The organism is Nonomuraea sp. NPDC049028, assembly GCF_043197735.1.
GTDB lineage: Bacteria > Actinomycetota > Actinomycetes > Streptosporangiales > Streptosporangiaceae > Nonomuraea.
In genome coordinates this window covers 445,994-459,615 of record NZ_JBICTR010000003.1, presented here as the reverse complement: position 1 = coordinate 459,615, position 13,622 = coordinate 445,994, and the positions used below count along the sequence as shown (strand labels likewise).

The 13,622-nt window shown below is 67.0% G+C and carries 16 protein-coding genes; 11 read left to right on the top strand and 5 right to left on the bottom strand.

Annotated elements, in window-relative coordinates; genetic code table 11:
- Nucleotides 1-100: 100 nt before the first annotated feature.
- Nucleotides 101-2,089 (bottom strand): ATP-binding protein, encoded by a 1,989-nt coding sequence (locus ACGFJ2_RS13040; protein WP_393467654.1) that lies wholly within the window; start codon nt 2,087-2,089, stop codon nt 101-103.
- A gap of 318 nt (nt 2,090-2,407) precedes the next feature.
- Complete coding sequence (locus ACGFJ2_RS13035; RefSeq protein WP_393467651.1) at nt 2,408-2,731, bottom strand: hypothetical protein; 324 nt, start codon at nt 2,729-2,731, stop codon at nt 2,408-2,410.
- A gap of 225 nt (nt 2,732-2,956) precedes the next feature.
- Between ACGFJ2_RS13035 and ACGFJ2_RS13030 the strand changes: the two genes are divergently transcribed.
- The 4 genes from ACGFJ2_RS13030 to ACGFJ2_RS13015 all read left to right on the top strand — a co-directional run bounded on the left by ACGFJ2_RS13030 (nt 2,957) and on the right by ACGFJ2_RS13015 (nt 6,033).
- Complete coding sequence (locus ACGFJ2_RS13030; RefSeq protein ID WP_357956247.1) at nt 2,957-3,862, top strand: LysR family transcriptional regulator; 906 nt, start codon at nt 2,957-2,959, stop codon at nt 3,860-3,862.
- 328 nt (nt 3,863-4,190) lie between these two features.
- Nucleotides 4,191-4,349 carry a hypothetical protein gene (locus tag ACGFJ2_RS13025; RefSeq protein ID WP_357956244.1) on the top strand — a complete coding sequence of 53 codons (159 nt, stop codon included), beginning with the start codon at nt 4,191-4,193 and terminating at the stop codon, nt 4,347-4,349.
- A gap of 135 nt (nt 4,350-4,484) precedes the next feature.
- Nucleotides 4,485-5,660 (top strand): mannonate dehydratase, encoded by a 1,176-nt coding sequence (locus tag ACGFJ2_RS13020; protein WP_393467647.1) that lies wholly within the window; start codon nt 4,485-4,487, stop codon nt 5,658-5,660.
- 13 nt (nt 5,661-5,673) lie between these two features.
- Nucleotides 5,674-6,033: a DUF4259 domain-containing protein gene (locus ACGFJ2_RS13015; RefSeq protein ID WP_393467644.1), complete on the top strand. Its 360-nt coding sequence runs from the start codon at nt 5,674-5,676 to the stop codon at nt 6,031-6,033.
- A gap of 79 nt (nt 6,034-6,112) precedes the next feature.
- On the opposite strand, the gene ACGFJ2_RS13010 is transcribed toward ACGFJ2_RS13015, so the two are convergent.
- Nucleotides 6,113-6,775: a DUF4097 family beta strand repeat-containing protein gene (locus tag ACGFJ2_RS13010; RefSeq protein ID WP_393468525.1), complete on the bottom strand. Its 663-nt coding sequence runs from the start codon at nt 6,773-6,775 to the stop codon at nt 6,113-6,115.
- 240 nt (nt 6,776-7,015) lie between these two features.
- Nucleotides 7,016-7,480 carry a macro domain-containing protein gene (locus ACGFJ2_RS13005; protein ID WP_393467641.1) on the bottom strand — a complete coding sequence of 155 codons (465 nt, stop codon included), beginning with the start codon at nt 7,478-7,480 and terminating at the stop codon, nt 7,016-7,018.
- Nucleotides 7,481-7,570: 90 nt separating this feature from the next.
- Between ACGFJ2_RS13005 and ACGFJ2_RS13000 the strand changes: the two genes are divergently transcribed.
- The 3 genes from ACGFJ2_RS13000 to ACGFJ2_RS12990 all read left to right on the top strand — a co-directional run bounded on the left by ACGFJ2_RS13000 (nt 7,571) and on the right by ACGFJ2_RS12990 (nt 9,391).
- Nucleotides 7,571-8,209: a DUF6461 domain-containing protein gene (locus ACGFJ2_RS13000; protein ID WP_393467639.1), complete on the top strand. Its 639-nt coding sequence runs from the start codon at nt 7,571-7,573 to the stop codon at nt 8,207-8,209.
- 500 nt (nt 8,210-8,709) lie between these two features.
- Complete coding sequence (locus tag ACGFJ2_RS12995; RefSeq protein WP_393467637.1) at nt 8,710-9,117, top strand: type II toxin-antitoxin system RelE/ParE family toxin; 408 nt, start codon at nt 8,710-8,712, stop codon at nt 9,115-9,117.
- A complete protein-coding gene (locus tag ACGFJ2_RS12990; protein WP_363996542.1) occupies nt 9,083-9,391 on the top strand; it encodes a helix-turn-helix transcriptional regulator in 309 nt (102 codons plus the stop codon). Before ACGFJ2_RS12995 ends, ACGFJ2_RS12990 begins: the two co-directional genes overlap by 35 nt.
- 90 nt (nt 9,392-9,481) lie before the next feature.
- Here ACGFJ2_RS12990 and ACGFJ2_RS12985 read toward each other — a convergent pair whose 3' ends face one another.
- Nucleotides 9,482-10,546 (bottom strand): beta-1,3-glucanase family protein, encoded by a 1,065-nt coding sequence (locus ACGFJ2_RS12985; RefSeq protein ID WP_393467633.1) that lies wholly within the window; start codon nt 10,544-10,546, stop codon nt 9,482-9,484.
- A gap of 239 nt (nt 10,547-10,785) precedes the next feature.
- Here ACGFJ2_RS12985 and ACGFJ2_RS12980 point away from each other — a divergent pair, with 239 nt between their 5' ends.
- Genes ACGFJ2_RS12980 through ACGFJ2_RS12965 form a run of 4 tightly spaced genes read left to right on the top strand, consistent with a single transcriptional unit; the run spans nt 10,786 to nt 13,621 of the window.
- The gene (locus tag ACGFJ2_RS12980) at nt 10,786-11,484 is read left to right on the top strand and encodes a class I SAM-dependent methyltransferase (protein WP_393467630.1); all 699 of its coding nucleotides are present in this window, start codon (nt 10,786-10,788) and stop codon (nt 11,482-11,484) included.
- 46 nt (nt 11,485-11,530) lie between these two features.
- The gene (locus ACGFJ2_RS12975) at nt 11,531-11,986 is read left to right on the top strand and encodes a MarR family winged helix-turn-helix transcriptional regulator (protein ID WP_393467627.1); all 456 of its coding nucleotides are present in this window, start codon (nt 11,531-11,533) and stop codon (nt 11,984-11,986) included.
- The gene (locus ACGFJ2_RS12970; RefSeq protein WP_393467624.1) at nt 11,983-12,810 is read left to right on the top strand and encodes an ABC transporter ATP-binding protein; all 828 of its coding nucleotides are present in this window, start codon (nt 11,983-11,985) and stop codon (nt 12,808-12,810) included. The genes ACGFJ2_RS12975 and ACGFJ2_RS12970 overlap by 4 nt, the downstream gene beginning before the upstream one ends.
- Nucleotides 12,770-13,621: an ABC transporter permease gene (locus ACGFJ2_RS12965; RefSeq protein ID WP_393467622.1), complete on the top strand. Its 852-nt coding sequence runs from the start codon at nt 12,770-12,772 to the stop codon at nt 13,619-13,621. The genes ACGFJ2_RS12970 and ACGFJ2_RS12965 overlap by 41 nt, the downstream gene beginning before the upstream one ends.
- The last annotated feature ends 1 nt before the right edge of the window (nt 13,622 follow it).

Genomic DNA, 13,622 nt, shown 5'->3' with positions numbered 1-13,622 from the left:
CGCGACAAGTTCTAGAAGGGTAAGAAAATGCCCCATATCTTCCCAATGATGATGATGTGGGTCCTGGAGGCGCTGAAGGTGGTTTTCAGCTAAGGGACCCTCAAGAGAGATGGTCCAGGCGGCCCCTGAGCCGGAGATAGGTCGCAGACTCGGCTTCGCCAAGCACTTCCAGCGCCATCTCATAGCAGTGATGTGCCTCTTCCGGTCGGCCGGTACGTTCGGCCAGCTCGCCCAGGCCCTCCAGGGCCGCGGCCCGGCCGGCCGAAGATCCCAGCTGATCCATGATCTCCAGCGCGGAACGCAGCTCACGATCCGCCTGCTCCTGATCGACATGGGCATACCCAAGAAGGATCCCCACTCGGGCCCGGTTATAGAGGTCGTCGACCTCGCTCAGCATCCTCCGCGCCTGCTCCAGATGGATCACCGCGTCAGATCCCCGCCCCTGAGCCACGAGAACGCCGGCGAGATCCGTAAGTCCCAGCGCGGCCTGCCGGTCGGCCCCCGACTCCCGGTACATGGCGATCGAGGCGGTGAACCTGGCGATCGCCACCTCATGGTCACCCCGCGCCGCCGAGACCAGCCCGAGCCGCCGCAGTGATCCGGCCTCTCTGCCCCGCTCGCCGAGCCGGCGCCAGATCTGCAGCGCCTCCTCGAACCGCTCGACGGCGTCGTCGTAGCGCCCCAGGTCGTACAGGCTCAGCCCCAGGCGGTTCAGCATCTTCGCCTCGGCGTAGGGGTCTCGGGCCGCGCGCGCCGCCGCCAGCCCCGTCTCCTCCACCCCGACCCGCTCCACCTGATGGCCCATGTACAGGAACAGCGACCACATGGAATCGGCGAGCTGCCATGCCGAGACCTCCCGCCCCCGTGTGTATGCCAGGGTGACGGCGGCGCTCAGGTTCGCGCGTTCGGCCGCCAGCCAGCCGAGTGCGTCCTGTGGGCCGCCGAAGTCCGTCGGCTCGGCGGGCGGCGGTTCGGCATCGCGAGGCAGCCCGGTGCGGTACGGCCGGAGCTGCCGTTCCGCGTTCGCGGCCGTGGCGAGGTACCAGGCGAGCAACCGCCCCTCCGCGCCCTCACGGGCTTCGCGCTGGTCCTCCGCCTCGGCCAGTTGGGCGGCGTGCAGGCGGACCAGCGCGTGATGGAAGCGGTAGCGGCCGTCGGAGATGTCGGTCAGCAGGTTCGCGTCGGTCAGCTCCCCGAGCAGCCGCCTGGCCTCCAGCCGGGGGATGTCGGCGAGCGCGGCCACCGCGTCACCACCGAACGTGCTCCCTGGTACGAGAGCCAGATACCGGTACAGCCGCGCAGTTTCGGGGCCGAGCGCTCGGTAAGAGAGGTCGAGCGCGGAGCGGACTGCCATGTCGTCTCCGATCGTCAGCGTCCGTTGCTCCTCGGCCAGCGCGGTGACCATCTCGCGAAGCGGCCAGCTCGGCCGCGCGGCCAGGCGGGCCGCCGCCACGCTCAGGGCCAGTGGCAGCCGCATGCACAGTTCGACCAGTTCGGAGGCCGCCTCCCGCTGCCGGTCCACCCGGTCGCTCCCCAGGGTGTCGCGGAGAAAGGCCAGGCTCGCCGCGGCGTCGAAGCGGTCGACGTACACCCCGCGCGCACCCTGCGCCAGCAGGCTGGTCAGCCGGTGCCTGCTGGTCACCACAGTGACGCTCGTCGGCGAGGCCGGAAGCAGCGGGCGTACCTGAGCCGCAGTCAGCGCGTCGTCGAGCACGACGAGCAGCCGTTGGTCATGGGTCACGGTGCGATACAGCGCCGCCCGCTGGGCCGGTTCGCCCGGTATGAGCTCCGCCGGGATGCCGAGGGCGTGCAGGAAGTCGCCCAGCACTTCCTGAGGGGAGGCCGGGGCACGGTCGGAATGTCCGCGCAGTTCGGCGTACAACTGCCCGTCGGGGTAGTACGAGCGGATCATGTGCGCCCAGCTCAGGGCCAGCACGGACTTGCCCACGCCCACCGAACCCGTTATCAGCACGGTGACCGGCACATCCGCCGCGTCCTCCCGCAGGCCATCGAGCTCGGCGATGGCGGCTTCACGGTCGATCAGACGCGGGCGCGGGGGAAGCTGGCTCGGCGCGGGCAGGGAGGCCACTTCGTGGAAATGGACTCCGCCGGATATGTCACGGGCTTGGACAAGCGAACCATAAACTATCCCACCCGCCTCGTTATACACAATTTCTGACAGTTTTCTCTTGGCTATCACGCCGTTTCGACACCAATCCATGCCTAGGCCCGGCTTCTGCGCCATACAGACGGAGCGGTCCGGAATGCGGGCATCAGCTGCAACGATGACGGATGAAAAAACATGCTGCAATATGCCGAGGATTCATTTCGGGCATGATGCTCTGTATTCTGTCGCTGACATAGGCGGTGATATTGGCCTGCACCAGTCGGAACGCCCACAGGGTGACTACACGACACCGCAGCGAAACGGTCGCCCATCGGAGATTCGCGGTGCGGCCATTACATACAGGCTCAAGGGGTGAGCCCCTCTTGATGGACGACGGGGTGGATCTTCTTCGTCAGGAAGGTCGAGAACAGTGAACTCGCCGTCCAGTCCGGTATGACCACCCGCGCCGAAAGGGATCAGATAGATCGTGATACGTGCCTCCGCCGGATGGCCTCGTCCCAGGATCACGGTGACCTCGGGCGGCATGTCCTGGATCAGCAGCTGCTGACGGGTGATCCGTGCCTCGGCTCGGCGCTGGATCTCCTCCCGCGAGCCGTCCACCAACGTGGCCGCGACGCCTGGGCGTACTGAGGCGTCTGCAGCAGTCCGGAACCCCGAGGCTGGGTGGCCCGACCACGCCCGGAGCTGTTCGTGAACGTTTCGACCGGACGGGGCCTCGGCATGATCCGTGAGGAACGATTGCGAGCCGCATCTGCGAGCGCGCACAGCCGGTGACTGCGTAAAATGCCCGTCCAACCCCGTTGGTGGATGGAGAGATACCTTCCCCGTATGATGTACACCTTTGAGCAACTCCGAGGCTTTGTCGCCGTAGCCGAGGAACTGCACTTTGGTCGGGCGGCCATGCGGCTTCGCATGACCCAGCCGCCGCTGAGTCGGCAGATCCGGAAACTCGAATCAGCCGTGGGCGTGCAACTGCTCGAACGTGACAATCGGCGCGTGGCGCTCACGCCGGCCGGTGAGGCCTTCCTCGGCGAGGCTCGGCGCATTCTGGCCATCGCCGAAGCCGCGTCCGATCTGGCGCAGCGCGTCCACTTCGGCACCTGTGGCTTGATTCGGCTCGGCTTCACGGCCACAGCCACGTTCAGTGTCCTTGGCCGTATGCTCAACCAGCTCGAACACGAATTGCCGGACGTACAGATCGAACTGTTTGAAATGGTGACCCGCGAACAGGTCGCAGCTCTCGCCGGCGAGGACCTCGACCTCGGACTGGCACGCCCACCGTTCGACCCCGAGTTGTTTGATTCCCTCTTGGTGTATCGCGAGGCACTATTGCTGGCGGTGCCCGCCGGGCACCGGCTGACCCGACTCGATCGGCCCGCGCACGCCGACGACCTCGGCACAGAGCCGTTGATCTTCCACGGGCAGCAGCGAGCTCGCTACTTCTACGACCTGGTGGTCAGCACTGTGCCGCTGACCCAGGAACGAGTGGTGCACAGCGTGAGCCAGGTGCTCACCATGCTGTGGTTGGTGTCCGCCGGTCGTGGTATCGCCTTCGTTCCCGCATCCGCCGCCCGGAACAACGTCCCGGGGGTTGAATACGTACCCCTGGCCAGTCGCCATCCCGAACCCGTCGAACTGCACCTACTATGGTCGCGGCACTCGCGTAATCCAGCGCTCAGCCGGGTGCTGCACGCCCTGGGGACCGGTTGCCCCGATGGTCCGCCCACGCGGTGACCTTGGTGTTTACTGAGCGCCGCCGCCGATGATGCCATCACGGTATCAAGTGATACGGAAATGCTCTTGGACAAGCATCATCGATGCTCCTAGCGTGACGGCGTGGCGCTGACCCCCCTTCCGAACCGGCCAGCCGATTGACCACCGGCCTGCTCGCGTTTCCCGTGACCCACTTTGACGATCAACTCGCCGACGACGACTCCGATACCGTGACCACCTCGCACGGCAGGCGGAACTCGGTATGGCTGGACCAGGTGTGGTTCGATTCGCCTCGCGTGGACCTGCGAACCTGCCCGGAGTGGGACCGGTCGAGTCGATCAGAACCGACGTGACCGAAGTGCTGCGAACGCAACGCTTCGACACGCGCGCCGAAGCCGAGGCGGTCGCCCGCTCCGTCCGCGCCGGCTGGACCTGTCGGGTCGACCTGACGCCATCGAGTGCCATCGCCATTCCCGACGACGGGTCACCGGTCTTCAGAGCCGGCTAGCACCCGTACCCGGCATAGACGCACATGAGACAACGCGGCGTCCTTCCCATCAGCCATCTCGTTGCACACCGGGGTTTCGTCATCACGCCTCGTCCGCACCCCCCAGAAGGGAAACCGCACATGGAATCGAGCAACGTGGATCGCAGAACACTGTTCCGCGCTGGCGCCGCGACGGCCGGGGCCGGCCTCGCGTCGATGATGGCCTCGTCAGACCCTGCCGCGGCAGCATCCGCCGACGCCCAGGAGCCGGGCAACACCGCCAAGCCCCGCATGGTGCTGGGCACCCAGAGGCGCTCGCCGTCTGAGGCCGCGCTCCAGGAGTTCAGGCGCCACGGCGTCGCCCGAGTGTGCGGCTACCCGGTGGACCCGCCCTACGACCAGAAGACCGGCGATCGCGGGTATTGGCTCGTGTCCGAAGTGGAGCAGGAGAAGGAGCGCATCGAGAGCCAGGGCCTGGAGATGGACATGGTCGCCCTGCCGTTCCTCGAATCATCATTGATCGACACCGACTTCCGTCCCGCGATCATGATGGGCAAGAGTCCTGAGCGGGACCGGGACATCGAGGACATTCAGCGGATGATCGAGGCCTGTGGCCGTGCCGGCGTCGGAACCATCAAATACAACATGAGCATCCTGGGTGTGATGACCACGGGTGAGGTGCCCGGCCGCGGGGGATCGAAGCTACGCCAGTTCCGTGCGAGCGACCTCGACTACACCTTGCCGGACACCATCGCGGGCAAGGTCGATCCGGACACGTACTGGGAGCGCATCGACTACTTCCTCGAGCGGGTCGTCCCGGTGGCGGAGCAGTACAAGGTGCGTCTCGCCTGCCACCCCCAGGATCCGGGAACGCCGCCGGGCGGGTACCGCGGCGTGGTCGAGAACGTCCTCAGCGTCCCCGGTGGCAAGGGCCTGTTCACGTTCCTGGATCTGCGCCGCAACCGCTACCACGGCCTCAACCTCTGCTGCGGGACGCTGGCGGAGATGCTGTGGAACCCGAAGCGAGAGATCTACCCCATCGTCCAGCGGCTGGCCGCCACCAAGCGGGTGTTCAACATCCACCTGCGCAACATCAAGGGGCGGCGCAACGACTTCATCGAGACGTGGGGCGACGAGGGTGACATCGACCACGCGGAGATCATCAACATCCTGGCCGACGCGGGATACGACGGGGCGATCGACCCCGACCACGTACCTCCGAGTGACGCCGACCCATCGAAGTCGCAGGCATACGCGCATGGGTACGGCTATATCCTCGGCATGATCGCGGCCGCCGAACACCGAGCAGCGCGACGGAACCCCCGAGAGTAGCCGTTCCGCGGCGTTGGCCACCGCAAGATCGCTCAACGCAGCCCCTGAGCGGCGTCCGGCTCTGCTCCGCAAGGCGCTCAAAGCCGCTGCGGGTCGTACGAGATATCTGGACAGCGACGAGGCATCGGAGGCTATCGCGGCAGCGGCCATTGTCGCCTCTCAGCGCAGCGGTGTGCCGATCACCTCGCCTTATGCGCCGGACTTCCTGCTGGAAGGCGGCAGAGTGGAGATCGATGACGAGCTCGTGACGCTGGCCGTGCGGGCGCTGGACCGGGTGATGGGTGAGGACTCGGAGTGGCTGGAGCTCTGGGAGGACAGCGACTCCTCTCCGGAGGCCGTGGCCGTCATTGAAGGCATTCGCGGTGCTCTCTAGAACGGCCCCGGTCCACTTGGATGGACCGGGGCCGTTCGTCGTGACCGGACTTGGTCTACCTCTCCTTGGAGGCCGCGGGTCACAGGCTGCGGGCGGTGATGTCGCCGCTGGAGGTGGTGGCGTGGATGTCGAGTTCGGCGGTGCCGTCGTTCTTGAGGGTGTTGGCGATGCGGCCGTGGGCGGTGCCGGCGTCGAGGGAGGCCGAGACGCCGGCGGCGGCGCTGATCGAGATGTCGCCGGACTCGGTGCGGAGCACGACCTTGCCGCCGGTGGCCTCGGCGATCCGGATGTCGCCCCGTGCGGTGCTGATCTCCGCGGCGCCGCCCAGCCGGCCGACCTCGACGTCGCCGTCGGTCGCGGTGAGGCGGAGGCTCGCGGTCTCGTCCAGCTTGATCTGGTGGTACGCGCCTTCGAAGGTGACGTCGCCGAGGCGGCCGACGGTCCGCAGTTCGGCGCTGCCCGACTTCCCCTCGACGCGGGAACCGGTGGGCAGCTGGATCGTCACCTCGATGGATCCGGTCGGGCCGAGGTACTGGTTCTTCTGCGCGGTCTCGATCCGCAGGACGCCGTCGGCGTATTCCACCGTGGTCTGCTCGGCGGCCTTGACGTCACGGCCCTTGGAGGCGTTGGCGGGCAGGACCTCAACCGTGGTGTCGGCCCGGTCGGCCGCGATGAACTGAACGCGCCCGGCGGGGATGTCCAGGACGGCGGTGATCGGGGCGAGGGTGTCGAACTGCTGCATCATGTGCTCCTTGTGCGGTGTTCTTTCGATGTCCACCATCGCCAATCGCTCTGATACCGGGCTGTCGCCGTCCTGACGCCGCCGCTGACATAACGCGGAGAGCAGCCGGCCGGGCCCCGGATCCACCCTGCCGAGGTGATGGAACGCGGTGCCGGCGGTGTAGGAGCCCGGCCTGCTCAGCGACCTGTCGCCTGTGGATCTTCATGGGGAGAGCGGTGCGGGAGGAGGAACGGTGGGCGCTTACTCCAGGTCGTAGACGGTCACCGGGATGCCTTTTGTAACGAGCCGGTGGGTGATGAGCGGTTCGATCCGGTCCCATGTCCCGCCGGCCAGGCCGCAGCCGATCCGTGGCATATGCAGGCTCGCGCCAAGTTCGATGGCTTTGATGGCGACGGCTTCCAGGCTCCGGTCGACCGCGTCGTAGCGGATGGGCGGCCCTTCCTTGGTGGGCCGGATGCCGTGCTGGCCGATCATGTTCGCCACCCACAGGGATTCCTCGACCTGCACCAGCTGCACCTGGCCCAGCTCGAATCCCGTACCTGAGCGGTGCCAGGCGCGGAACTCGGCCTCGGGTTCCGGCCAGCGGCGGGAGACGGCCAGGACGAATCCACGGCCCCAGCCGCCGACGTCATTGCAAATGTGGCAGATGATGCGCGGCTCGTTGCCGGCCGGGTCGGTCGCGTCGCCCGTGAGATAGGTGATCACGGTCTGGACCTTAGGCAGGTAGACCGACAATTCCTGTCGGACATGCTTGGCAGGATCTCCAGCGTTGATCCCCGATGACGTGGAGACTCGATGAACGCCGACGACTACGCCTGGTTCGACGACCACGACGAAAGTCTGGCCATGGCCTTCTGCATCACGTTCGTTCGAGGGCTGACCCCGCAGGAGGCATTCGACCGGCTGGGCATCACCGTCCATCCGGAGGCGGGCATCGAGGACCTTCTCGACGAGGGAGCGGTCGCTGCGAGCGCGGTTGAGGGCGGCGTCATCCTCATCGAGCCCAACGGCTTCGCCGGGATACAGGACTCGGTGACCAAGCCGCTGTCGGCGGGGACGGTGACAGCTTCTGTGTTCCTGAACATCAACGCCGACCAGCACTTTGTCCACGCAGCCGATGGCGAGGTGGTGACCAGGTTCGAGCCTGACTATCCCGGCTCCCGATCGGGCAGTGATGAGGATCGACTGCTGGCGCACATGGTCGCACTCGGCATGCCCATCGAGGATGTCGATGACGACGATGAGGACTGGGGCGATCCGATCCACACCGCGTTCGCGCTTGCCGAGCGGGCCACGGGAGTGCGGCTCACGCCGCAGGCCCTCGACAATCCGACCCTCATCGGATCCACCAGGCCCTCACCTGACATGGATGCCCAGGTGGGGCAGTTCCCACCAGGGACCCGCTCTGATCGACACTCCTGGTCTCTTGGCTGACCGTTCCTGGCACTCGCACAGAGACGCGCGGAGCGCACGTCAAGCGACGTGACCAAGAGAGATCGTTTCCCCGTGTCCCGAGCGACCGGCCACAGGACACGCGGTGGCATACCTTCGGCGAGTGCACGGGCCGGTCGTACCTGAAGCGGTTGCGGTGAGGTGATCCGAACTGTGAGTGCGGAGGTCAGGCGCTCCCGTTGAACGGCGTGAGTCGTAACCTCAGGGACGTCGGGGCAAGGTCCTGCGCATAAGGCGCGAAGTTCGCGACGTCGGCGAACGGGAATCCGCACGCCTTGAGGTCCCGGGTGTTCTCGTGCAGACGGCTGAGGCTGAGTAGCTCATCGAGAGTTGCCGCTCGGCTTTGGTAGATGGGCAGATGGTCGTTCGCGAAGTAGCCGCGCGCCGCCCCGGGAGCCGCAGGTACGCTTCTTAATGTATCCGACCGTGCACGTTACGTGACTATTCGAGGTCGGAATGTGCGGCAGTCGAGGGAAGGAAAGATGCGCGAGGTGCGCCAATTGTACGGATTCGAGCTGGAGCTCGAAGTGAGCGAATGGCTCAATAGTCTCAGCGACAGCGATTTCAAACGAGTCGATGAGGTGGCTGGCCTGCTCGCCGAGAAGGGCGCCGAACTTGGCGGACCGTGGTCGGACCACTTGGAAGGTCCGGTCTGGGAGCTCCGGGTACGGCTTCGGGATGTTGCGGCCCGGGTAACGTACTGGTGTACTGCCGACAGGACCTCGTGTTGCTCACGGTCTTCCGCAAGACCAAGCAGCATGATCAGCGACAGATCGATCGGGCGGTGTGGGCGCAGAAGATCTGTGAACGAGACCACAACGGACCGGTGGCCGAGATCTTTGAGAGGCAGGTGTGATGGCCGGCTACCACACCCGCTGGGTACGCCCTGAGGTGCGACCGGATGATCCCGAACGGATCGCGATTCAGGAGGCCCTGGCCTTCGGTAAGGCCGTCTACGACCGTCGGACCTCTCTCAATCTGACCGTTGAGGAACTCGCCCAACGGGCGGGCATGACCGTAGACGAGATCGAATGCCTGGAAGAAGGGGGCACGACACCTACGGTCGCATTGTTGCGGTATATGGCTGCCGCTCTCGACGCGGATGTGCGGTTGACGTCCGGGCACGATCTCGGTTCGGTGTGGTTCGAAGCCCACGCAGCCTGAACGAAGCCATTGGTGGAAGCACCCGCAGTCGAGAGGTGGATGGTCGGCAGGTCGCGTCCCGTACACCGCTGGCGGCGTCAAGCTGGAATGTCAGGCGGTCCCGTTGAACGGCGTGAGTCGTAGCCGCAGGGCTGTGGGGGCCAGGTCCTGTACATAGGACGCGTAGTTCGCGACGTCGTCGAACGGGAACCCGTACGCCTTGTGGTCCCGGGTGTTCTCGTGCAGGACCCGCGCGTAATGGTTGCTGACCGACGTGAGATAGAACGTGCTCCGGTCGGTCGTCGGCTGGTCGGGGTGGTTGTGCAGGGTCGAGCGGTTGAACGCGGCGCCGAGGATCGCCGCGACCGGACCGGAGGTGCCGCCGGCGTCCAGGGCTCCGTTGCAGTAGAAGATGTCGCGGGTGCTCGGCCGGGCGAACGTCCGGATGCCGTTGTTGAAGACGAGTTGGCCGCCGGACACCCGCCCGGGGTACGTGGTCCCGCCGACCGTCACCCGCAGGTTGGCCGAGGCGTACGTGTTCCAGACCTGAGTGATGTACGGATCGAAGTACGTGGAAGAGAAGATGCCCGAGTCGATGCCGTGTCCCGGAGCGATCACCCGGAGGTTGTCGCCGACGATGAGGGGCCGGAAGGCGGGGTTGGCCGCGATGCCGGCGAAGATGGTGTCGCGGCCGTTGGGGACGAGGGTGCCGACGGTCTGGCTGGACTGCCCGTCGAGCCGGAGCTCCATCGGGATGCTGAACATGTCGACCATGGTGGTGTTGCAGAACATGCCGTCGCTCTTGAACGTGAACTCCATGAAGTCGTGCAGCACACCGTAGCTGGGGTCCGAGCTCACCCAGCCCGCCGGGTGCTGTAACGCCGGTCGGCCGTTGCCGTCCGTGACCACCCTGAACTTCACCTTCTGGCCGATGGAGACGTAGATGCGGCCGGACATCCATGGCAGGTTGAGGCGGGTGTCGCCGTTGGCGGCGAGCGGGATGGACAGGTCGGCGAAACCGTCGGGGCCGTTGAGTGAGGCCGATACCGGCACCCTCGTGCCGTCCGCGCGGACGTAGACCTGCTGGCCGGTGGCCAGGTCGGTGCCGACGATGTAGAGGAAGATCGCGTTGTTGGCGTACCGGAAGGTGTGGTTGACGACGGTCAGGGGGAGCACCGTGGCGGCCTCGGCTCGGGGGGGCGAGGGCCAGCACCGGAGTGGCGGCGGCTACCGCCGCGCCGGCGAGTAGGGTTCGTCTTGTGATCATGGTTCGGGCTCCTCACGGTCGTGCCGGCTGCGGGGTAACCTTGCCGCCCCAAAGGCTAAGAGAGCGCTCTCTCGCAGCTTTTGGTTAAGTTTCTTTTCTGTAAAGCGGGCTGTCAAGGGCCTGGGTGGCGGTCAGTGGAGGTGAGGTCGTGAATCTGCTCGACGACGACGCGCTCGAGCGTTCCTCCGTCGTGGCCAACTGCCGGATGAACCGCGAACGCCGCCTGCCCGGCTACAACCGCGAGTTGGGCATCGACGTCGTCGACACACTGCGTGTCCGGCGGCGCGCGGGGGAGCCCGTGCGTTGGCTCGATCTGTGCTGCGGGACGGGGTACGCGCTCGGCCAGGCCGCCGACCTGCTCGGCGGCGAGGACGGCGAGGACGGCGAGGGCGGCGAGGGTGGCGAGGCTGAGATCGTCGGTGTGGATCTGGTCGGCTTCTTCGCCCGCACGCCGTGCCCGCCCCGCCTGCGGCTGATCACCGCCTCCGTCACCACATGGCGGCCCGAGCATCCCTTCGACCTGATCACCTGCGTACACGGGTTGCACTACATCGGTGACAAGCTCGGGCTACTTGCCAGGATCGGCACATGGCTCGCCGACGACGGACTGTTCCTCGCGAACTTCGACGTTCGCGCCATCCGTCTGGAGGGCGGCGCGCCCGCGGGCCGCCGCCTCACCACGTCGCTGCGCTCGCAGGGCGTGAGGTACGACGGCCGGACCCGGCGGATCGGCTGGACGGGGCGGCGTCTCATCGACCTGCCGTACCGCTACCGGGGGTCTGACGATCAAGCCGGTCCCAACTACACCGGCCAGCCCGCGGTCAACTCGTACTACGAATACTGCTGAGCTGGGGTCTTCCCATTAGCTCGTGAGCAGAGCTAATCTTTTTGGGATGAGCGCAGCGGACCTTCCTGACGCCCTCGTCGGTGTCCTGACCGGTATCCAGCGGCTCATCCGGCGTCGGCTGCGCCAGGGGATGACCGGGCCGCCGCTCCGTGGCGCCCAGGTCGAGTTGCTGCGGCTGGTCGGCGCCAATCCCGGCATCGGCGTCTCGGCGGCGGCCAAGGAGCTCTTTCTGGCGGTGAACTCGGTGTCCACGCTGGTCAATCAGCTCACCGCCGCCGGGCTGCTGCGGCGCGAGATCGGCCATGACGACCGCCGCTCCGCCCGGTTGCTACTCACCCCCGAGGCCGAGGCGCGACTGCGGGCGTGGGAGGAGCGGCGGGCCGCGCTCGTTCGCGAGCGGGTGCAACGACTCAGCGAAGAAGACCGGGTCGCAATGGCCGCCGCGCTTCCGGCGTTGCGCCGGCTGGCCGAGGGTCTGCAAGAGGAGGCGGAAATGATATGAGTGACGACACACCGGCCGTCGCCTGTACGGGCCTGCGCTACTCCTTCGGGCAGACCAGGGCCGTGGACGGCCTTGATCTGACGGTCGTCGCCGGTGAGGTGTTCGGTCTGCTCGGTCCCAACGGCGCCGGCAAGACCACCGCCATCCGCTGCGTGACCACACTGCTGCCCATCCCGTCCGGGATGGTGCGGGTTTTCGGGCACGACGCGGCCACCGAGCAGATGGCGGTACGCCGCCTGCTCGGCTACGTACCCCAGCAACTGTCGGCGGACGCGAGCCTGACGGGACGGGAGAACGTCTCCCTGTTCGCCCGCGTCTTCGACGTCCCCCGCCGTGAGCGGGCGGCCCGTGTCGAGCAGGCACTCGAGGCCGTGGGGCTCGGCGAGGCCGCCGACCGGATGGCCGCCACCTTCTCCGGCGGCATGGTACGCCGCCTCGAACTCGCCCAGGCGCTGGTCAGCGCGCCGCGCCTGCTCATGCTCGACGAGCCGACGATCGGGCTCGACCCCATCGCCCGCACCAGCGTGTGGGAGCACATCATGGCGGTACGCGCCGCCACCGGGATGACCGTCCTGGTCACCACGCACTACATGGACGAGGCCGACCAATACTGCGACCGGGTCGCGCTCATGCACCAGGGACGCGTACGGGCGCTCGGCACACCGCAGCAGCTCACCGACGACCTGCGCGCCCGCCTCGGCGACGGCTCGGCCCCGACGCTGGAGGACGTCTTCCGTGACGTCGCCGGCAGCGGCCTCGGCGACGGAGGAGGGGAGTTCCGCGATGTCCGACGTACCCGCACCACTGCCACTCGACTCGGCTGACAGGAGCGGCTTCGACCTGCTGCTCGTTCCGCCGCGTGCCCGCACCGGGTGGCGGGTGCTGCCCGCCAGGGTCGCCGCGATGTGCGTGGTGGAGCTGCAGAAGCTGCGCCACGATCGCACCGAGCTGTACACCCGCGCCGTCCAGCCCGCTCTGTGGCTGCTGATCTTCGGCGAGACCTTCACCCGGATCAAGGTGATCCCCACCGAGGGCATCCCCTACCTGGACTATCTGGCGCCCGGGATCATCGCCCAGTCCACCATGTTCATCGCCATCTTCTACGGCATCCAGATCATCTGGGAACGCGACTCGGGCGTCCTGACCAAGCTCCTGGTCACGCCGACGCCGCGAGCCGCGCTGGTCACCGGCAAAGCGTTCGCCGCCGGGGTCAAGGCGATGATCCAGGCGGTGGTCGTGGTGCTCATCGCCGCGCTGCTGGGCGTGAGCATGACCTGGAACCCGGTACGCCTGGCCGGGGTCATCGTGGCCGTGGTGCTCGGCTCGGCGTTCTTCTCCTGCCTGTCGGTGACGATCGCCGGGATCGTGCTGACCCGCGACCGGCTGATGGGCATCGGGCAGGCCATCACGATGCCGTTGTTCTTCGCGTCCAACGCGCTCTACCCGACCACGGCCATGCCCGACTGGCTGCGGTACATCAGCGTGGTCAACCCGCTCAGCTACCAGGTCGACGCGCTGCGCGGGCTGCTGCTCGGCATCCCCACGAACCTGCCGCTGGACTTCGCGGTGCTGCTCGCGGCCGCGGCGCTCGGCATCACGGCGGCCTCCTGCCTGCTGGGGCGGCTGGCGCGGTAAC

Bases quoted from the DNA above. Each gene is read 5' to 3' on its own strand.
- ACGFJ2_RS12990 (WP_363996542.1), top strand. From the start codon at position 9,083: ATGGCCGGCTACCACACCCGCTGGGTACGCCCTGAGGTGCGACCGGAT.
- ACGFJ2_RS12995 (WP_393467637.1), top strand. From the start codon at position 8,710: ATGCGCGAGGTGCGCCAATTGTACGGATTCGAGCTGGAGCTCGAAGTG.
- ACGFJ2_RS12970 (WP_393467624.1), top strand. From the start codon at position 11,983: ATGAGTGACGACACACCGGCCGTCGCCTGTACGGGCCTGCGCTACTCC.
- ACGFJ2_RS13030 (WP_357956247.1), top strand. From the start codon at position 2,957: ATGATGTACACCTTTGAGCAACTCCGAGGCTTTGTCGCCGTAGCCGAG.
- ACGFJ2_RS13000 (WP_393467639.1), top strand. From the start codon at position 7,571: ATGAACGCCGACGACTACGCCTGGTTCGACGACCACGACGAAAGTCTG.
- ACGFJ2_RS12965 (WP_393467622.1), top strand. From the start codon at position 12,770: ATGTCCGACGTACCCGCACCACTGCCACTCGACTCGGCTGACAGGAGC.
- ACGFJ2_RS12975 (WP_393467627.1), top strand. From the start codon at position 11,531: ATGAGCGCAGCGGACCTTCCTGACGCCCTCGTCGGTGTCCTGACCGGT.
- ACGFJ2_RS13010 (WP_393468525.1), bottom strand. From the start codon at position 6,775: ATGCAGCAGTTCGACACCCTCGCCCCGATCACCGCCGTCCTGGACATC.